This window comes from Bosea beijingensis, from assembly GCF_030758975.1.
In the GTDB taxonomy this organism is placed as follows: domain Bacteria; phylum Pseudomonadota; class Alphaproteobacteria; order Rhizobiales; family Beijerinckiaceae; genus Allobosea; species Allobosea beijingensis.
Map to the genome: position 1 here is coordinate 4,003,818 of NZ_CP132359.1, position 17,590 is coordinate 4,021,407.

Sequence of the window (17,590 nt, forward strand, 5' to 3'; positions counted from 1 at the left end):
TCTTGCAGGATCGGCTTGCCACCGAGCGAAACCGTGATGCCGGACGCCGTGATCGCCATCACACAGCCTCGCGGCGCAAGCGCTGTACCAGCGCGAAGAGGAAAGGTGCGCCGATCAATGCGGTGACCACGCCGAGCTTGAGCTCCGGCCGGACCGGCATGAGCCGCACGCCTATATCGGCCGCGAGCACGAGGATGGCGCCGCCGAAGCCGCTGGCAATGAGCAACCGGCCCGGCCGATGGCCGACCAGCGGGCGCAGCAGATGCGGTACAACCAATCCGACAAAGCCTATCGCACCGGTCACCGCGACCGCACTGCCGACGGCCAGCGCCGCGCCGCCGATCAAGCGTGCCCTGAGCCAGCCGAGATCGAAGCCGAGGCTCGCCGCGGTATCCTCGCCGAGACTGAGGGCATCGAGCGCCGGTGCCGTCGAGGCGAGCAGGACCCAGCCGATCAGCATCAACGGCAGAGCGAGCGCGACGTGGATCATGCTGCGGTCGGCCAGCGAGCCCATCAACCAGAACACGATCTCCAGTGCTGCATAAGGGTTGGGCGCGAGGTTGAGCGCGAGCGCGGTCGCCGCGCCCGCGAAACTGTTGAGGGCCACGCCTGCGAGGATCAGCGTCGTCGTGCTCGCGCCGCGGCCGAGCAGGATGAAGAGGATGACGGTCGCCACGAGCGCTCCGGCGATGCCGCCGAGCGGCAGCGCGAGCGCGAGGCTGGCGGAGAGCCCGCTATAGAAGGCGAGGACGGCACCGAAGGCCGCCGCACTGGAAATGCCGATCACACCGGGCTCGGCCAGCGGATTGCGCAGCAGCCCCTGCATCGCCGCGCCGGCCATGCCGAGGCTGAAGCCGACGAGGGCGCCGAGCAGGGCGCGCGGCAGGCGCAGTTCATAGAGCACCAGCGCCGGCAGACTCTTCTGTCCTGCAAGGAGATCCGTCACCGCCTGGCCGAGCGCCAAGGGTGCGTAGCCGACGGCCATGGAGATCGCGGTCATCGCCAGGGTGGCGAGGGCAAGCAATCCCAGCAGCGGGGCCGGCCTGATGCCGGGTGAAGCTTCCGGCATCATTGCTTCTTCTCCACGGCGCTGACCAGCAATTCGATCGCGTCGAGCACGCTCGGGCCGGCGCAGGTCCAGAGCCGCGACGGCAGGGCGACGAGCTTCATGCGGTCGCCGAGCCGCTCGATCACCGGATGGTGCAGGATCTCATACGCCAGCGAGGGCGGACCGTCCGGTGTCTCATTCAGGATCAGGATCTCGGCACGGCCGAGCGCCACTGTTTCGAGCGCGATCTGGCCATAGCTCTCGACACCCAGTTCGGCGGCGATGTTCACGAGGCCGGCGCGGGTCAGGATCTCGTCGACGAGCGAGCCGCGCCCGACCGTGAAGCCGCTGGGACGGAGCACGATCGCTCGCAAAGGTTTGTCGACGCGGCGGGCGGCGAGAGCCTGCAGACGTTGTTCGATGCCTGCGAGCAGCGCCTGCCCGCGCGCGGGCTCGCCGAGAGCGTCGGCCATCTCCGCGATTTGCGCCTTCATCTCCGCGAGATTGCGGGGAACGCCGAATTCCCTGACGCCGACGCCGACGCGCCCGAGCAGGGACACCGTCGCGCGGGTGGTATAGGCGCCAGCGACGACGAGGTCGGGCCTGAACCCCAGCACCTCCTCGGCGAGGCCGTGATTGGCCGGTATCCGGCGCGCCGCCTCGGCCATGTTGGCGTTGCGCGGGTCCTGCGACAGCCAGGTCACCGAAGCGATGCGTGCGGGATCGGCCAGACGCAGCACGAGCTCGTCCGTACACATGTTGAGCGAGACGATACGCGCCGGCCGCTCCGCAGCGGCCACGCCGGATGCGATCGCGCCCGAGAGCGCGAGGGTGATCAGGCAGGCGCCACGCAGGCGCCGCAGGACCCGAGAAAACGTCATCCGCCGATGGCCACCTTGATACCGCCGAAGACGCCGAGGCCCGGCACGAGGAAGCCGACCGGATTCTCCCAGCGCTTGTCGAAGAGGTTATCGACCCGCCCGAACACCGTCACCTTGTCGCTCGCCTTGTATTCGGCAGCCAGATTGACCAGCGTCGCACCCTTCGCCCGCATGCGCGGGACCGAGAAATCGCGATTGCCGTCGACCCATGAGCCGATATGGATCAGCGTCGCCGAGAGGCTGAGCTTGTCCGTCGGCGTCCAGGTCGCGGTCATGCTCGCCTTGTGGCGCGGCCGGCGCAGCAGCTCCTGCCGGGCGATCTCGTCCCTGGCGAGAGTGAAGGTGTAATCGGCGCGGACGCGGAACTGCGGCGAGATTTCGAGCGCGGCGAAAGCCTCGACGCCCTTCGTCCTGGCCTTGCCGATATTGGCGTAGGAATCACGCCTGATGTTGGTGACGATCAGGTTCTCGATATCGTTCTGGAACCAGGTCGCGCCGAACTGAACACGCTTGTCGAGGAGCGGCTGCTCGAAACCGATATCCCAGCCGCGGCTTTCCTCCGGCTTCAGGTTCGGGTTTCCGAAGAAATTGTAGCCGGGGCGGTAGTCGATGAAGAGTTCGCTCAGCGTCGGCGCCTTGAAGCCGGTGCCGTAGCTCGCCTTCAGCTTGGTCTCGATGCCGGGAATGATGACGGCCGGCGCGACACGATAGGTCGTGTGGCCGCCATAGCTGTCGTCATGGTCGCGGCGGATATTGGCCGCCATGAAATAGCGGTCCTCGATATTGCCCTGATATTCGAGATAGGCGGCCTTGTTGCCGTTCGAGGCGATAAGGCTCGTCGTGTCCAGACGCTCGCGCTCATATTGCAGGCCCATGATCAGGTTGTGACCCTTGCTGATCTCGAGATTGCCGCGCCAGTCGAACTTGGTGCGCTCGCCGAGGCTCTGATTGGGCAGGCCGAGCAGCCCGGTCATCGCGGAAGCCGTCCGCGTCCCCCGGTCCTGCCGCGAGTAGGAGACGCCGAAGGTGTTGACGAAGCGTCCGCCAAACGGGTCCCAGACCACCTCGCCGCGGGTGAAGGCCTGCGCGTAGTTCTGCTGGGAGCGATAGGGCGAGGGCTTGCTCGGGAAGCCGGTATCGCCGGTATAACGGAGCTGGCCGTCCTGATAGCGGCCGACCCAGTTCAGCGTCAGCGTGTCGGTGAGCGCGAAGCCGAGGCGCCCCGAATAGCTGTAATTGTCGAAGATGTTCGGATTGATCCGGCGGCCGGACGGCACGAGGTTCGGCGGCGTCACCTCGGTTCCGTCGGCCCGGAAATGGCTGGCGTTGAAGGCGTAGTTGAAGCGCGCATCGCCCCCGCTGAAGCCGAGGGACTGGTTGAAGGTGCCGTGCGAGCCGCCTTCCACGCGCGCCGTCATCTTCGGCGGGCCTTCTCCGCGCTTGGTAGTCACCGAGATGACGCCTCCCAGCGCGTTGGCGCCGTAAAGGCCGCTCTGCGGGCCGCGCAGCACCTCGATGCGCTCGATATCCTCCGTCAGCATCGAGCCGAAATCGAAGGCGCGGTTCGGCGCGGAGGGGTCGTTCGCCTCGATGCCGTCGATCAGCACCTTGACGTGGTTGGAGTTGGTGCCGCGCATGAAGACCGAGGTGAGGCCGCCCGGCCCGCCGGTCTGCACGATGTTGAGGCCGGGCACGGCGGCCAGCGCCTGCGGCAGGGTGCGGCGCTGCTGCTGCTCGATCTCCTTCGCGGTGATCACCGTGACGGAACTGGCGATCTCGCGCGCCGGGGTCGGCGTGCCCGTGGCGCTGACGACGATCTCGTCGAGCGCCACGGTGGCGGGCTCGTTCTGGGCGGCGGCCGGAGCAGCGGCAGCCAGGATGGCAAGGCAGGAAGCGGACAGCAGCAGGCGGCCGCGTCCGGCGGCCGGGAGGGAGACGTTCACGATGGAGACCTCGGGCGTTGACGTCAGTGGCACGTCACCGCGAACGCGATCTCCCATCAGCCGTACGAAAGACGGCGAACGGTCGAATCAGCGATCGGCGCACCCCGGCCGAACGTGTCCGCGTGTGACCACGGCTGACGGCAGGTCTCCTGGCTCGCGGGTCGGTGCCTTTCACCGCCTTCCCAGGTCCGAGGCCCCAGTGGCGTGTGGCGAAAGGCTCGCCGCTTACAGTTGCGGGGGCAGCCGCGGCATGGGGTGGCTCGCCACCCGCACCGCGTTCCCTTTTGATCCCGTGAGGGAACCGTCGGGTCGACGAGTAGGGCGAAAAAGTGGCGGCGTCAAACGGCCGCCGTCCCGACATCGGGGCCATGAACAGGCTCGGCAATTGCGGCTACTGCGCTATACTCCGCAGAACAGAAGCAGATAGGCACCCGCTCGATGCTGGCCGAGACTTTGCCCCCCGCGAGCGTGGGCGTCACCGTCAAACTCTACGACGACCTCTCCTCGGCCATCGTCTCCGGGGAGATCGCGCCCGGCGCCAAGCTGAGCGAGCCGGCGATCGCGCGCCGCTTCGGCGTCAGCCGCGCGCCGGTACGCGAGGCGATCCGGCGCCTGCAGGAGCGCGGGCTCGTCACCTATGTAGCCAATCAGGGGGCGCGCGTCGCCGAGCCGAGCGCGGCCGAGTTCCTTGCGCTGCTCGACGTGCGCGAGGCGACCGAAGGCATGGCCGCCCGTCTCGCGGCCGAAAGCATGAGCGATGACGAGATCGCGGCACTGGAGGCGCTGGTCACGGGGCATCGCGACGAGATCGAGCGCAATCCGATGGGGGCCTATCTCCAGGACGAGCCCGAAGCGGACTTCCACCGCCGCATTGCCAAGGGCAGCGGCAACCCGATCCTGGCAGAGCTGCTCTGCGAGCAGTTCTATCCGCGTCTGCGCCTGTGCCGGCGGCTGCATTCCACGGTGCCGGGGCGTGGCCGCGAGGCCTGGCGCGAGCATATGCGGATCACCGAGGCGATCAGCCATCGCGACGGCGAGCTCGCGGAAATCCTGATGCGGCGCCATATCCGCGCCGCCCGCATGGCACTTCAGGCCGCGCTGGCCGCGAGCGAAAGCGCCAAGCCGGGCAAGCGCCGGAGCGGTGGGAAGCGCTGACGCGGTTCAGCCGGTGGCGGCGGCCGATTGCCCTTCCGCCTCGGCGCGGCGGCGGCGATAGGCGAGCAAAGGGGGCACGACCAGCACCAGCGCGGCGATCCCGAGCAGCGTCGCCGCGATCGGCGTGCCGACCAGCACGCTCCAGTCGTTCTGACTGACGGCGAGCGCGCGCCGGAGCTGGATTTCCGCCTGCGGGCCGAGGATCAGGCCGATCAGGGCCGGCGCTATCGGGAAGTCATGGACCCGCGCGACATAGCCGACGAGGCCCAGCCCGCACATCAACGCAAGGTCCATCCAGGAGGTCGACAGGCCCCAGACGCCGACCATCGCGAAGACGACGATGCCGCCATAGATGTAATGGCGCGGGATCAGCAGCAGCCGGACCCAGATGCCGACCAGCGGCAGATTGAGGATGAGCAGGATGACATTGCCGATATAGAGCGAGGCGATCAGGCCCCAGAGCAGGTCCGGGTTGGTCGCGAAGAGCAGCGGGCCGGGCTGGAGCCCGTAATTCTGGAAGGCCGCGAGCAGGACGGCCGCCGTCGCGGTCGAGGGCAGGCCTAGCGTCAGGAGCGGAACGAGGATGCCGGCCGCCGCCGCGTTGTTGGCAGCCTCGGGACCGGCGACGCCCTCGATCGCGCCCTGGCCGAACTCCTCGGGGTGCTTGGTCAGGCGGCGCTCCAGCGCATAGGAGAGGAAGGTCGGGATTTCCGTGCCGCCGGCCGGCAGTGCGCCGATGGGGAAGCCGATCACGCTGCCGCGCAGCCAGGGCTTCCAGGAACGCACCCAATCCTGCCGGGTCATCCAGCTTCCGCCGGAGAGCGGGTTGATCGCGGCCGGCGCTGCCCCGCTGCGGCTCGCGACATAGAGTGTCTCGCCGATCGCGAAGAGCGAGACCAGCACGACCGTGAAGGAGACGCCGTCGAGCAGTTCGAGCGTGCCGAAGACCATCCGGGTCTGGCCGGTCTGAGTGTCGATGCCGATCGTGCCGAGCGCGAGCCCGAAGAACAGGGCGGCGAAGCCGCGCACCATCGAGCGCCCCATCACCACCGCAACCGAGGTGAAGGACAGCATCATCAGCGCGAAATAATCCTCCGGGCCGAAGACGAAGGCGAGTTCGGCGATGGCGGGCGCGAGGAAGGTCAGCGCCAGCGTGCCGATCGTGCCGGCGACGAAGGAGCCGATCGCGGCGGTCGCCAGCGCCGCGGCGCCACGGCCGCGCCTTGCCATGCGATTGCCTTCGAGCGCCGTCATCACCGAACCGCTCTCGCCCGGCGTGTTCAGCAGGATCGAGGTGGTCGAGCCGCCATAAAGCGCGCCGTAGAGGATGCCGGCGAACATGATGAAGGCCGAGGCCGGATTGACCTGCGCGGTGACCGGCAGGAGCAGAGCGATGGTCAATGCCGGGCCGATACCAGGCAACACACCGACCGCGGTACCAAGCCCGCAGCCGATGAAGGCCCAGAACAGGTTCATCGGCTGCAAGGCAACCGCGAACCCGCCGAGCAACTGGTTCAGGACGTCCATGACTCAGCCCAGAAGGGGAAAGAAGGGGCCCAGGCTGATGCCAAGGCGTGAGAAGCCAAACCAGGCGAGACTGGCGATCAGCGCGCCGATACCGAGATCGAGCAAGGTGCGGCGCGAGCCGAAGGCATGTGTCACGAGCGTGAAGGCCAGCATCGCGCTGAACGGGAAGCCGAGCCAGCGGATCGTCAGCAAGGGTACGCCGACCCCGGCCAGCGCCATCAGGAAGGCAGGGCGCGAGAACGGCGCCTCCTCCTCATCCTCGCTGGCGGGCGCGAGCTGCCCCTTCAGCGCCTGCACGATCAGCAGGAAGCCGAGCAGGACGAGTCCCAGCCCGACGGCAAGCACGATCGCGGCCGGCCCGACACCGACATAATTGGTGGTCGAGGCGATGCCGCGCGCGCCATTGAGCCAGAGCGCGCCCATGACCAGGATGGCGAGCCCGAGCCACCAGGGCCCTCGGCCGCGGGACGCTATGGAATTGGTCTTCGTCGACGACATCTGCCCTGCCCGTCCCTTCGCGATGGATCGCGGGCGGCGCGCTCAGGCGCGCCGTCCGGCTTCGACGGAGGCTATTTCAGGATGCCGACTTCCTTGAGCGCGCTGGTCCAGTTGGTTTCCTCGCTCTTGAGGAAATCGTTGAAGGCGTCACCCGGCAGATAGGCATCCTCCCAGCCCTGCGTCTTCAGCGTCTCCTTCCACTCCTTGGTGGCGTGGAGCTTGGCGAAGCGGTCGAGCCAGGTCTTCTTGGCGGCATCGCTCATGCCGGGCGCACCGACGAAGCCGCGCCAGTTGCCGATCTCCACGGGGATGCCGGCTTCCTTCAGCGTCGGGGCGTTCAAGCCTTCGACCCGCGTCGGGCCGGAGGTCGCGATGATGCGGATGCGGCCGGATTCGGCGAAGGCGCGGAATTCCGAGGCGCCGGAGATCGCCGCCTTGATCTTGCCGCCGCCGAGCGCGGCGAGAATCTCACCGCCGGAGAAGGCGACGAAGTTGATCTTGCCGACAGGCGCGCCGGCATGCTTGGCGAGCAGCGCCAGCATGACATGGTCGGCGCCGCCGGCCGAGCCGCCGCCGACCGAGAGCGCGCCGGGATCGACCTTGAGCGCGGCGATGAAGTCCGCCGGGGTCTTGATCGGCGAATTCGCGGGCACGGCGATGGCGTTGTACTCGTTGGTCAGGCGCAAGAGCGGCGTCGTGTCCTTGAGCGAGACCGGCGTCTGGTTGGTTATGACGCCGCCCACCATGATGACGCCGGTGACCAGCAGGGCGTTGTCGTCGCCCTTGGCGGTGCGGACGAATTCGGCGAGGCCGATCGTGCCGGCGGCACCGCCCTTGTTGGTGAAGGACGCGCCGTCAGTGAAGACCTTGGACTGGGCGAAGGCCGCCATGGTATGGCGCCCGGCCCCGTCCCAGCCGCCGCCGGGATTGGCGGGGATCATGACCTTGGCCGGCTCGGCCAGGGCCACGCCGGAGCCGAGCCCCAGGGCCAGGACACCGGCCATCGTCAAACGCTTCAGCATCTTTCATCTCCTCCCGTTGTCGTTACGCCGCCGTTTTCGGCTGGTCGTTCTGTTGCCGCGCCATCCGCAGTTCGGGCGCCGGGTCGTTCCGGCGCCCTCGTGTCCTCATGCGCTACGCTCGCGCTGCGGCATGCCTTCCGGCGTAATCGTCGCGACGATCGAGGCGTCGAGCGCCTCGTAATCGGCAAGCCCGATCGTCTTGTAGAGCTCGGCCCGCGTCTGCATCTGCTCGACCATGGCATGGGTGCCGCCGTCGCGGGCGAGCGCGGCATAGAGCTTTTCCTGCGCCTTGTTCGCGACGCGCAGCGAGGAGACCGGCCAGATCACCATGCGATAACCCATCGCCTCGAACTCGGAGGCCGTGAAGAAGGGCGTGCGGCCGAACTCGGTCATGTTGGCGAGCAGCGGCACGCCGGGCATGCGGCGGGCGAACTCGCGGAACATCTCGGCCGTGGTCAGCGCCTCCGGGAAGATCGCGTCCGCGCCGGCCTCGAGATAGAGCTTGGCGCGGGCGACCGCGCCGTCGATGCCTTCGCTCGCGGCCGCATCGGTGCGGGCGATTACGTAGAGGTGGCGGCGCGCCTTCGCAGCCGCTGCGACCTTGGCCGCCATGTCATGGGCGTCGGCCAGTTTCTTGTCGTTGAGATGGCCGCATTTCTTCGGCAGGAGCTGGTCCTCGATATGGACGGCACCGGCACCGGCCTCCTCGAAGACGCGCACCATGTGCATGACGTTGAGCGCCTCACCATAGCCGGTATCGCCATCGACCAGCAGCGGCAGGCCGGAAGCCCGCGCGATCTGGCGGACGAAGAAGGCGACCTCGTCGACGGTGATCATGCCGAGATCGGGAATCCCCATCGACGCGGTCATGGCCGCACCGGACAGATACAAGCCCTCGAAGCCGGCCATCCTGGCCTGGATCGCGGCCATGCCGTTATGGGCTCCGGGGAGGCGCGCGATGCCGCCGCGCTCGACCAGCGCCCGAAAGCGCTGACCGGCCGGTTCGGAGGGAAGATCGGAGGCGACGAGATAGGGCATGGGCGCTCAGTTGCAGTAGAGATCGACGTAGTCGTTGACCGACGTTGCTTCGAGCCTGGCCTGATCCAGCGAGACACCGAGGATCTGGCGCTGACGCTTCTCGACGAAGCGGCGGGCGAGGTTGGTGCGGAACTTGGCTTCGAGCAGCGGAATGCCGTCGGCGCGGCGGCGCTTGTGGCCGATCGGGTATTCGACCACGAGCTCGGGCAGCACCGTGCCATCCTTCAGGGTCACCGTCATACCGTTGGCGATCGAGCGCTTCTCGGGATCGTGGTAGTCCTTGGTGAAGGCTGGATCCTCGACGCATTCGATTTTGTCGCGCAGCGCGTCGATGCGCGGATCTGCGGCGATATCGTCCTCGTAATCGGCGGCGGTAAGACGGCCGAAGATGAAGGGCACGGCGACCATGTACTGGATGGTGTGGTCCCGATCGGCCGGATTATGCAGCGGGCCGCGCTTGTCGATGATGCGGATGCAGGCCTCGTGCGTCCTGATCCTGATCGAGGCGATGTCGTCGCTGCTGCGGCCCATCGCCTTGAGCTGATCGTGCAGCGTCATCGCCGCCTCGACCGCCGTCTGCGAGTGGAACTCGGCCGGGTAGGAAATCTTGAACAGCACATGCTCCATCACATAGGAGCCGTAGGGGCGCTGGAACTTGAAGCTCTGGCCGCGGAACGAGGCATCATAGAAGCCCCAGGTCTTCGCGGTGAGTGCTGACGGGCAGCCCATCTCGCCGGTGCGGGCGATCAGGGCGAGCCGGACGGCGCGGCTGGTGGCATCGCCCGCCGCCCAGCTCTTGCGCGACCCGGCATTGGGGGCATGGCGATAGGTGCGCAGCGCCTGGCCGTCGACGAAGGCGAGCGAGAGCGCGTTGACGATCTCGTCGCGGTCGAGCCCGAGCATGCCCGCCACCACCGCGGTCGAGGCGACCTTGACCAGGATGACATGGTCGATGCCGACCTTGTTGAAGGCGTTCTCCAGCGCGAGGCAGCCCTGGATCTCGTGCGCCTTGATCATCGCGGTCAGCACGTCGCGCATCGTCAATGGCGCCTTGCCGGCCGCGACCGCGGTCCGCGACAGCCAGTCGGCAACCGCAAGGATGCCGCCGAGATTGTCGGACGGATGGCCCCATTCGGCCGCGAGCCAGCAATCGTTGAAATCGAGCCAGCGGATCATCGTGCCGAAATTGAAAGCCGCCTGGATCGGATCGAGCTGATAGGGCGTACCGGGCACGCGGGCGCCATTCGGCACGACCGTGCCGGGAACGACGGGGCCGAGCAGCTTGGTGCAGGCGGGGTATTCCAGCGCCTCCATGCCGCAGCCCATCGTGTCGATCAGGCAGTTGCGGGCGGTCTCGTAGGCGAGGCTGCTCTCGACGCGATAGTTCAGCACATAGTCGGCGATATCGACCAGCACGCCGTCCGGAGCCGGACGCTCATTGTTGTTGAATGTCGCCATTTTGGGCCGTTCCTCGCATCGATCGCCGGCCTTTTCATTCTGGCCAGCGTTTATTGTCGACACAAATTACATCGACCCGCCGGTTTGACAAGCGGTTCCGGTTCGCTAATCTGAAAATTGTCGACAATCGAACCGGGCCGATCATGAGCCCGGACTGACGACGAAACCCCGCCGCCGACAGGCGGGAGCAACAAGAGTTTCGGAGGAACGCCATGAGAACAACGATCGCCACCTGCTGCGCGCTGCTGCTCTCGGCAACCGTCCACGCGCAGGACTTCCAGCCGCAGAACCCCGAATGCATCGCGCCTGCCGCGCCCGGCGGCGGCTTCGACCTGACCTGCCGGCTCACCAGCCGGTTGCTGAACGAGACCGGGCTGGTCGGCCCCTCGATCCGCACCACCAACATGCCGGGCGGCATCGGCGCCATCGCCTATAACAACATCCAGGCTCAGCGCGCCGCCGATGCCAATGTCATCGTCGCGGTTTCGACGGGGTCCTGGGTCAATCTCGCCCAGGGCAAGTTCGGCCGCTTCAGCGAATCCGACGTGCGCTGGCTCGGCGCGATCGGCGCCGATTACGGCGTGCTCGCCGTGCGCAAGGACAGCCGCTTCAAGACGCTGGCCGATGTGGTCGAAGCCCTGAAGAAGGACCCGACCTCGGTCAAGGTCGGCGCCGGCGGCACCGTCGGCAGCCAGGACTGGATGAAGCCCGCGCTGGTGCTGAAGGCGGCCGGCGTCGATCCGCGCAAGATGCGCTACCTTGCCTATGAGGGCGGCGGCGAGGCGATCGGCGCCCTGATCGGCGGCCATATCGACCTCTTCCCCGGCGACGCCTCCGAGGTGCGCGGCCAGCTCGAAGCCGGCGAGATCCGCCTGCTCGCGACCTTCTCGGAAAAGCGCCTGCCCGGTGCCTTCGCCGAAGTGCCGACGGCCAAGGAACAGGGCTACGACGTGCAATGGCCGATCGTGCGCGGCTTCTACGCCCCGCCGAAGGCGCCGGAAGCGTCCTACGCCTACTGGACGGGCGTGCTGACCAAGCTCAACGCCGATCCGCGCTGGCAGAAAGCCCGCACCGAGCAGGGTCTGTTCGAGTTCAACATGGTCGGCGCGGAATTCGACGCCTTCGCCAAGAAGCGGACCGCCGATTTCCGGACGCTGGCGGCCGAGGTCGGCCTCGCCAAGTAAGGGCAGAAGCCCTTCGCCACGACAGCAGGACGGGAGAGGATCATGATCGATCGCCTGGTCGGGTTGATCTGCGCGCTCATCGGCGCGGGCGCGATCTGGCACGCGCAGACCCTGCATGTGCCCTTCGCGGCCGATCCGGTCGGGCCGCGCATGTTCCCGACGATCACCGGCGGCGTGCTGATCCTGGGCGGCTTCATCCTGATGCTGCGCCCGGGGCCGGTGACGATGGAGTTCGGGACATGGCCGCGCGCGCTCGCCGTGCTCGTGGCCAGCCTGATCTACCCGCTGCTCCTGCTGCCGATCGGCTTCATCGCGGCCACGTCGCTCCTCTGCTTCGTGGCCGCGCTGGCCTTCCATGCGCGGCCGCTGCCGGCAGCCGCCTCCGCGGTCGCCACCGCGATCGTCTTCTTCGTGCTGCTCGACAAGGTGCTCGACCTGCCGCTGCCGCGCGGACCGCTGGGGATCTGAGATGGACGCCTTCGCCGCCCTGCTCACCGGCTTCCAGGTCGCGCTGACCCCGCTCAACCTCGGCGTCGCCTTCGCCGGCGTGGCGCTCGGCACCGCCATCGGCGCGCTGCCGGGCATCGGCCCGATCAACGCGGTCGCGCTGCTGCTGCCACTCTGCTTCGCGCTGAAATTGCCGCCGGAGACGGCGCTGATCCTGCTCGCCGGGCTTTATTACGGCAGCGGCTATGGCGGCCGCATCTCCTCGATCCTGCTCAACATCCCCGGCGATCCCGGGCTGGTGATGACCACGCTCGACGGCTATCCGCTCGCCAAATCCGGGCGCGGCGCGGCGGCGCTGGCGATCAGCGGCATCGGCAGCTTCGTCGGCGGCACCAGTGCCGTCATCCTGATGACCTTCTTGGCCGTACCGCTGGCGCGGCTCGCGCTCTCCTTCGGCCCGGCCGATTATGTCGCGCTGATGGTGCTGTCTTTCGCCCTGCTCGGGACGATGAGCGAGGGCAAGGCGGTGAAGACCTGGATCGCGGTGGCGCTCGGGCTCCTGCTCGCCATGGTCGGCATCGATGGCGGCACCGGCGTCGAGCGTTTCACCTTCGGCTCGCTGGAACTGCTCGGCGGCATCGACTTCACCAGCCTGACCATCGGCCTCTTCGCCGTCGCCGAAATCCTCGTGCTGGCGGAAGGGATGATCAGCGGCGTGGTCTCGCGCACAGGAAGTGGCGCCCGGCTGTCGTTCAAGGAAATCCTGTACTGCGTGCCGGCCATGCTGCGTGCGACCGGCCTCGGCTTCTTCCTCGGCGTGCTGCCGGGCACCGGCGCCTCCGTCGCCTCGGCCATGGCCTATACCGCCGAAAAGCGCATCTCGGACAAGGGCACCTTCGGCAAGGGTGACATGCGCGGCCTCGCGGCGCCGGAAACCGCCGACAACGCGGCGCAGACCGGCTCGATGGTGCCGATGCTGGCGCTCGGCATTCCCGGTTCCGGCACCACGGCTGTGATGCTCGGTGCCTTCATGATGTACTCGATCACGCCCGGCCCGCTGCTGTTCACGCAGCGCCCCGAGGTCGCCTGGGGCCTGATCGCCTCGATGTATATCGGCAACCTGATGCTGCTGGTGCTGAACCTGCCTCTGGTCGGACTGTTCGCGCGCCTGCTGCTGGTGCCGGCCTGGATTCTCTATCCCGGCATCCTCGCCTTGTCCTATGCCGGCGTCTACGCCGTCTCGAACTCGGCCTTCGAGCTGATCATCACAACCGGCATCGGCATCCTCGCCTATGGCCTGCGCAAGGTCGGCATACCCTTGATCCCGCTGATGCTGGCCTTCGTGCTGGCGCGGCTGCTGGAAGACAATTTCCGCCGAGCACTGTCCTTGTCGGATGGCGGCTACGAGATTCTGTTCTCGACCCCGACCAGCATCGTGCTCTGGCTGCTGGCAATCGTCGCGATCGGCCTGCCGTTCATCCGCAAGCCCGCGCTCCATCCGGCCGTGCCAGCGGCCGAGAGCGGGAAGGCGGGCGCCTGAACGGCGCCCGGAACAACGTCAGATCGAGCGGGTGATGCCGCCGTCGACGCGCAGGTTCTGACCAGTGATATAGGCCGCGTCCTTCGAGGCGAGGAAGGCGATGGTGCCGGCGATCTCGTCGCTGGTGCCGTAGCGCTGCATCGGCACGCCCTGCCGCCGTTCCTCCGTCGCCGGCAGGCTGTCGATCCAGCCCGGCAGCACGTTGTTCATGCGGATATTGTCGGCCGCATAGGTGTCGGCGAAGATCTTGGTGAAGGAGGCGAGCCCCGCCCGGAACACCGCAGAGGTCGGGAACATCGAACTCGGCTCGAAAGCCCAGGCCGTCGAGATGTTGATGATCGCGCCGGCCTTCTGCTTCTGCATGATCGGCGTCACCAGCCGCGTCGGCCGGATGGCGTTGAGCAGATAGACGTCCATGCCGCGGTGCCAGTCCTCGTCGGTGATGTCGAGGATCGGCGCACGCGGCCCGTGACCGGCGCTGTTGACGAGCACGTCGACACGGCCCCAGCGTTCCATGGCGAGATCGACCAGACGCTTCAGGTCGTCGTTCGACTGGTTCGAACCGGTGACGCCGATGCCGCCGAGCTCGGCGGCCAGCGCCTCGCCCTTGCCCGAGGAGGAGAGAATGGCGACGGCGAAGCCGTCCTGTGCGAGGCGCTTCGCTGCCGCCGCGCCCATGCCGCTTCCGCCCGCGGTGATCAGGGCCACTTTTTCTACCGACATGCTATTATCCTCCGGCTTGATACCGCAGCAGCCAGCGCTGCTGCATAATGATCGTTACGCATCTTCTAGCATTGGCAGCGCCACGCAGCGAACCAGTTCCACGCAGCATTGCCAATAGAAAAACTATCGCATGTCATCTTCCTCTCGCCGCCTGCCGCCATTGAACGGCCTCCGCGTTTTCGAGGTCGTGTCCCGTCATCTGAACTTCCGGCTCGCCGCCGAGGAGATCGGCGTGACGCAAGGCGCCGTCGCACAATTGATCCGCGGCCTCGAAGCGGAGCTCGGGTTGAAGCTCTTCCTGCGCCGCCCCCAGGGTCTGGAGCCGACCGAGGCCGGACAGCAATATGCCGCCAAGATCCGGCGCGCCTTCGACCTGATCGCTGAAGCGACACGCGACCTGCGCGCCGAACCGCAGCGCCTGACGATCAGCGTCACGCCGAGCCTGGCCTCACGCTGGCTCATCCCCCGCCTCCCGGACTTCACGGCAGCCCACCCGACGATCGACCTGCGGATCGTCGCGACCGACCGCCTTTCCAATTTCGAGACGGATGACGTCGATCTCGCGGTCAGGCTCGGGCATCCGCCATTCGGGCCGGGGCTCACTGCGGAACTGCTGCACGAGCAGACCATCATCGCCATCGGCAGCCCCCTGCTGGTCGAAAAGCTCGGCGATCCCGGCGATCCCCGAAATTTCGCGCGCTATCCGTTGCTGCATGATGCCCACGATTTCTGGCCGGCCTTCCTCGGCAAGGCATTTCCGGGCGGCGCGCCCGCCTCCGCGCAGAATGTGCGGTTCAACCAGACCTCGCTCGCGGTCGAGGCGGCCATCGCCGGGCAGGGTCTCGCCCTGGCCAGCCTTTTCCTGGTCGCTGACGACATCGCGTCAGGCCGACTAGCCCGCGTTCTTCCAGCGGAGCTGCCAGTCGAAGCAGGCTTCCATATCGTCACCCCGCGCAAACCCCGGCATCCCGGCCCGGTCGAGGAGGTATGTCGCTGGCTGGCCGAAGCCGCAGCGGGCCACCGCTCCAGTTCGCGATCGGACGCCTCGCCGGCCTAGTCTCAGTCCCGCGAAACAAATTTGCATCCAGCAGACAGGATTGCAGCGCTTCTTTCGACGCAACTGCACTATCCCTTCGGCATCCCGTGACGCGAGGCCGCTCCGATGTCCCAGCTCGATCTCGACGCCCTGCAATCCGAGATGACCGCGTGGCGGCGCCATCTGCATACGCATCCGGAATTCGGCTTCGAAGAGAAGCAGACGGCGGCCTTCGTCGCGGAGAAGCTGCGCGCATTCGGCCTGGACGAGGTCGTCGAGGGCGTCGGCGGCACAGGCGTCGTCGGCACACTCAAGCGCGGCAGCGGCAACCGCGCCATCGCCTTGCGTGCCGACATGGATGCGCTGCGCATCACCGAGCAGAGCGAGCAACCCTATCGCTCGCAGACGCCCGGCGTGATGCATGCCTGCGGCCATGACGGCCATACCAGCATGCTGCTCGGAGCGGCCAAGCTTCTGGCGGAGGAAGGCGGCTTCGACGGCACCGTGCGCTTCCTGTTCCAGCCGGCCGAGGAATGGGGCCGCGGGGCGCTCGCGATGCTTGACGACGGGCTGATGGAACGCTTCCCCTTCGACGAGATCTACGGCCTCCACAACATGCCGGGCCTCGGCATAGGCCGGTTCCAGACGCGCGCCGGCTCCTTCATGTCGGCCGAGGATAATTTCGAGATCGTGCTCAGGGGCGTCGGCGGGCATGCCGCCAAACCTCATGCGGGAAGCGAGGTTCTGGTCGCCGCCTGCGCGCTGGTGATGCAGCTCCAGACCATCGTCTCGCGCCGGCTGAGCCCGGCCGATATCGCGGTCGTCTCGGTGACCGAACTGCTGACGGATGGCACACGCAACGTGCTGCCGGGAACCGCCCGCATCCTCGGCGATGCCCGCTGCTTCCGCCCCGAGGTCAGTGCCGAGATCGAGCGCCAGATGGGCATCATCGCGCACGGCACAGCCGAGAGCTACAACCTGACCTGCGCACTGACCTATACGCGCGAGTTCGTGCCGCTGGTGAACGACGCGGAGCTTTCGCGAGAAGCGCTCGCCGCAGCCCGGACCGTGCTCGACGACGGCGATGTCGCGATCGCATCCGAGCCAATGACGGGTTCGGAGGATTTCGCCCGCTTCCTCGACCACGTGCCCGGCTGCTTCGCCTATGTCGGCAATGGCGAGGGCTCGGCGCCGCTGCACAACGCGTCTTATGATTTCGACGATCGCGGGCTGATCCATGGCGCCCGCTTCCACGCCGCGATCATCCGGCACAGGCTGCCCGAAGGCTGAGCTTCGGCTGCGCCGGGAGAGATCTTTCCGGCGGCAGCTCCTTCGGGGAAGAGCCTTGCAAACATCCCCTGATCCATGGAGCCAAACCCCATGCCGGCCGGCGTAGACATGAGCCTGTGTCAAACAGGCTCATGTCCTAATGCTCAGATGCGCTTCGGCCGGCGCACGGCCCGCAGCGTGCTCTTGCCGCCATCGCCGCAATAGAACAGGTCGGCACCGTCCGATTCCACCCCGGAGAGGCCTATCTCGGGCGGCATGGCGACAGCGTCCAGCCCCTTGCCGGTCGCGGGATCGATACGGCGCAACTCGCTTTCGCCGTCTTCCCAGGTGCCGTGCCACAACTCGCCGTCGACCCAGGTCACGCCGGTGACGAAGCGGTTGGTCTCGATGCTGCGCAGCACCTTGCCGGTGGCCGGATCGATCTGATGGATCTTGCGCTCGCGATAATGGCCGACCCAGAGCGATCCCTCGGCCCAGGCAAGGCCGGAATCGCCGCCCTTGCCGGGCGCGGGGATCGTGCCGAGCACCGAGCCGGTCCGCGGATCGATCTTCTGGATGCGGTCCTCGGCGATCTGGAAAAGATGCGTGCCGTCGAAGGCCGTGCCGGCATGGGCGGGAACATCGATGGTTCTGACGACCTCGCCCTTGACGATATCGAGCTGGTTCAGCCGGTCGCCGGAGGCGAACCAGACATTGGCGCCGTCGAAGCTGACGCCATGGACCTTCTCGACGCCCGGAAACGGGCCATAGGTGCGGGTGATCTCGGCAGCTTGTATCGTCATGATGGCGCTCCTGCGTCT

General features: G+C 67.3%; 16 protein-coding genes and 1 riboswitch. Of the genes, 6 read left to right on the top strand and 10 right to left on the bottom strand.

Features of this window, described 5'->3' with window-relative positions:
• Positions 1–58: 58 nt before the first annotated feature.
• From Q9235_RS19130 to Q9235_RS19140, 3 genes are read right to left on the bottom strand one after another with little or no spacing between them, the layout of a single operon-like run.
• Complete coding sequence (locus Q9235_RS19130) at positions 59–1,072, bottom strand: FecCD family ABC transporter permease (protein WP_306223380.1); 1,014 nt, start codon at positions 1,070–1,072, stop codon at positions 59–61.
• A complete protein-coding gene (locus Q9235_RS19135; protein WP_306223381.1) occupies positions 1,069–1,929 on the bottom strand; it encodes an ABC transporter substrate-binding protein in 861 nt (286 codons plus the stop codon). Before Q9235_RS19135 ends, Q9235_RS19130 begins: the two co-directional genes overlap by 4 nt.
• Positions 1,926–3,872 (bottom strand): TonB-dependent receptor plug domain-containing protein, encoded by a 1,947-nt coding sequence (locus Q9235_RS19140; protein WP_306223382.1) that lies wholly within the window; start codon positions 3,870–3,872, stop codon positions 1,926–1,928. Before Q9235_RS19140 ends, Q9235_RS19135 begins: the two co-directional genes overlap by 4 nt.
• A gap of 122 nt (positions 3,873–3,994) precedes the next feature.
• Positions 3,995–4,193, bottom strand: a riboswitch (cobalamin riboswitch).
• Positions 4,194–4,310: 117 nt separating this feature from the next.
• Here Q9235_RS19140 and Q9235_RS19145 point away from each other — a divergent pair.
• Positions 4,311–5,027 (top strand): GntR family transcriptional regulator, encoded by a 717-nt coding sequence (locus Q9235_RS19145; protein WP_306223383.1) that lies wholly within the window; start codon positions 4,311–4,313, stop codon positions 5,025–5,027.
• A gap of 6 nt (positions 5,028–5,033) precedes the next feature.
• Here Q9235_RS19145 and Q9235_RS19150 read toward each other — a convergent pair whose 3' ends face one another.
• From Q9235_RS19150 to Q9235_RS19170, 5 genes are all read right to left on the bottom strand, one after another.
• Positions 5,034–6,554: a tripartite tricarboxylate transporter permease gene (locus tag Q9235_RS19150; protein ID WP_306223384.1), complete on the bottom strand. Its 1,521-nt coding sequence runs from the start codon at positions 6,552–6,554 to the stop codon at positions 5,034–5,036.
• A 3-nt stretch (positions 6,555–6,557) separates the two neighbouring features.
• Positions 6,558–7,052 (bottom strand): tripartite tricarboxylate transporter TctB family protein, encoded by a 495-nt coding sequence (locus Q9235_RS19155; protein WP_306223385.1) that lies wholly within the window; start codon positions 7,050–7,052, stop codon positions 6,558–6,560.
• Between the two features lie 71 nt (positions 7,053–7,123).
• A complete protein-coding gene (locus Q9235_RS19160; RefSeq protein ID WP_306223386.1) occupies positions 7,124–8,074 on the bottom strand; it encodes a Bug family tripartite tricarboxylate transporter substrate binding protein in 951 nt (316 codons plus the stop codon).
• 105 nt (positions 8,075–8,179) lie between these two features.
• Positions 8,180–9,112, bottom strand: a complete 933-nt coding sequence (gene prpB, locus Q9235_RS19165) for a methylisocitrate lyase (RefSeq protein WP_306223387.1) — start codon at positions 9,110–9,112, stop codon at positions 8,180–8,182.
• A gap of 6 nt (positions 9,113–9,118) precedes the next feature.
• On the bottom strand, positions 9,119–10,570 hold the full coding sequence (locus tag Q9235_RS19170; protein ID WP_306223388.1) for a bifunctional 2-methylcitrate dehydratase/aconitate hydratase: 1,452 nt from the start codon (positions 10,568–10,570) through the stop codon (positions 9,119–9,121).
• Positions 10,571–10,782: 212 nt separating this feature from the next.
• Here Q9235_RS19170 and Q9235_RS19175 point away from each other — a divergent pair, with 212 nt between their 5' ends.
• Genes Q9235_RS19175 through Q9235_RS19185 form a run of 3 tightly spaced genes read left to right on the top strand, consistent with a single transcriptional unit; the run spans position 10,783 to position 13,741 of the window.
• Complete coding sequence (locus tag Q9235_RS19175) at positions 10,783–11,754, top strand: Bug family tripartite tricarboxylate transporter substrate binding protein (RefSeq protein WP_306223389.1); 972 nt, start codon at positions 10,783–10,785, stop codon at positions 11,752–11,754.
• 42 nt (positions 11,755–11,796) lie between these two features.
• Positions 11,797–12,222: a tripartite tricarboxylate transporter TctB family protein gene (locus tag Q9235_RS19180; RefSeq protein ID WP_306223390.1), complete on the top strand. Its 426-nt coding sequence runs from the start codon at positions 11,797–11,799 to the stop codon at positions 12,220–12,222.
• Position 12,223: 1 nt separating this feature from the next.
• Entirely contained in the window at positions 12,224–13,741 is a 1,518-nt protein-coding gene (locus Q9235_RS19185; protein ID WP_306223391.1) for a tripartite tricarboxylate transporter permease, read from the top strand.
• A gap of 18 nt (positions 13,742–13,759) precedes the next feature.
• Here Q9235_RS19185 and Q9235_RS19190 read toward each other — a convergent pair whose 3' ends face one another.
• Positions 13,760–14,464, bottom strand: a complete 705-nt coding sequence (locus Q9235_RS19190) for an SDR family oxidoreductase (protein ID WP_306223392.1) — start codon at positions 14,462–14,464, stop codon at positions 13,760–13,762.
• 130 nt (positions 14,465–14,594) lie between these two features.
• Between Q9235_RS19190 and Q9235_RS19195 the strand changes: the two genes are divergently transcribed.
• Both Q9235_RS19195 and Q9235_RS19200 read left to right on the top strand, forming a co-directional pair.
• On the top strand, positions 14,595–15,521 hold the full coding sequence (locus tag Q9235_RS19195; protein ID WP_306223393.1) for a LysR substrate-binding domain-containing protein: 927 nt from the start codon (positions 14,595–14,597) through the stop codon (positions 15,519–15,521).
• Positions 15,522–15,626: 105 nt separating this feature from the next.
• Positions 15,627–16,790 carry a M20 aminoacylase family protein gene (locus Q9235_RS19200; RefSeq protein ID WP_306223394.1) on the top strand — a complete coding sequence of 388 codons (1,164 nt, stop codon included), beginning with the start codon at positions 15,627–15,629 and terminating at the stop codon, positions 16,788–16,790.
• Between the two features lie 143 nt (positions 16,791–16,933).
• On the opposite strand, the gene Q9235_RS19205 is transcribed toward Q9235_RS19200, so the two are convergent.
• The gene (locus tag Q9235_RS19205) at positions 16,934–17,572 is read right to left on the bottom strand and encodes a Vgb family protein (RefSeq protein WP_306223395.1); all 639 of its coding nucleotides are present in this window, start codon (positions 17,570–17,572) and stop codon (positions 16,934–16,936) included.
• Positions 17,573–17,590: the final 18 nt, after the last annotated feature.

What these genes read in the sequence shown, in the direction of transcription:
- Q9235_RS19180 (WP_306223390.1), top strand. Translation starts at nt 11,797, where the DNA reads ATGATCGATCGCCTGGTCGGGTTGATCTGCGCGCTCATCGGCGCGGGC.
- Q9235_RS19205 (WP_306223395.1), bottom strand. Translation starts at nt 17,572, where the DNA reads ATGACGATACAAGCTGCCGAGATCACCCGCACCTATGGCCCGTTTCCG.
- Q9235_RS19160 (WP_306223386.1), bottom strand. Translation starts at nt 8,074, where the DNA reads ATGCTGAAGCGTTTGACGATGGCCGGTGTCCTGGCCCTGGGGCTCGGC.
- Q9235_RS19130 (WP_306223380.1), bottom strand. Translation starts at nt 1,072, where the DNA reads ATGATGCCGGAAGCTTCACCCGGCATCAGGCCGGCCCCGCTGCTGGGA.
- Q9235_RS19175 (WP_306223389.1), top strand. Translation starts at nt 10,783, where the DNA reads ATGAGAACAACGATCGCCACCTGCTGCGCGCTGCTGCTCTCGGCAACC.
- Q9235_RS19145 (WP_306223383.1), top strand. Translation starts at nt 4,311, where the DNA reads ATGCTGGCCGAGACTTTGCCCCCCGCGAGCGTGGGCGTCACCGTCAAA.
- Q9235_RS19150 (WP_306223384.1), bottom strand. Translation starts at nt 6,554, where the DNA reads ATGGACGTCCTGAACCAGTTGCTCGGCGGGTTCGCGGTTGCCTTGCAG.
- prpB (WP_306223387.1), bottom strand. Translation starts at nt 9,112, where the DNA reads ATGCCCTATCTCGTCGCCTCCGATCTTCCCTCCGAACCGGCCGGTCAG.
- Q9235_RS19195 (WP_306223393.1), top strand. Translation starts at nt 14,595, where the DNA reads ATGTCATCTTCCTCTCGCCGCCTGCCGCCATTGAACGGCCTCCGCGTT.
- Q9235_RS19185 (WP_306223391.1), top strand. Translation starts at nt 12,224, where the DNA reads ATGGACGCCTTCGCCGCCCTGCTCACCGGCTTCCAGGTCGCGCTGACC.
- Q9235_RS19200 (WP_306223394.1), top strand. Translation starts at nt 15,627, where the DNA reads ATGTCCCAGCTCGATCTCGACGCCCTGCAATCCGAGATGACCGCGTGG.
- Q9235_RS19190 (WP_306223392.1), bottom strand. Translation starts at nt 14,464, where the DNA reads ATGTCGGTAGAAAAAGTGGCCCTGATCACCGCGGGCGGAAGCGGCATG.
- Q9235_RS19155 (WP_306223385.1), bottom strand. Translation starts at nt 7,052, where the DNA reads ATGTCGTCGACGAAGACCAATTCCATAGCGTCCCGCGGCCGAGGGCCC.
- Q9235_RS19170 (WP_306223388.1), bottom strand. Translation starts at nt 10,570, where the DNA reads ATGGCGACATTCAACAACAATGAGCGTCCGGCTCCGGACGGCGTGCTG.
- Q9235_RS19135 (WP_306223381.1), bottom strand. Translation starts at nt 1,929, where the DNA reads ATGACGTTTTCTCGGGTCCTGCGGCGCCTGCGTGGCGCCTGCCTGATC.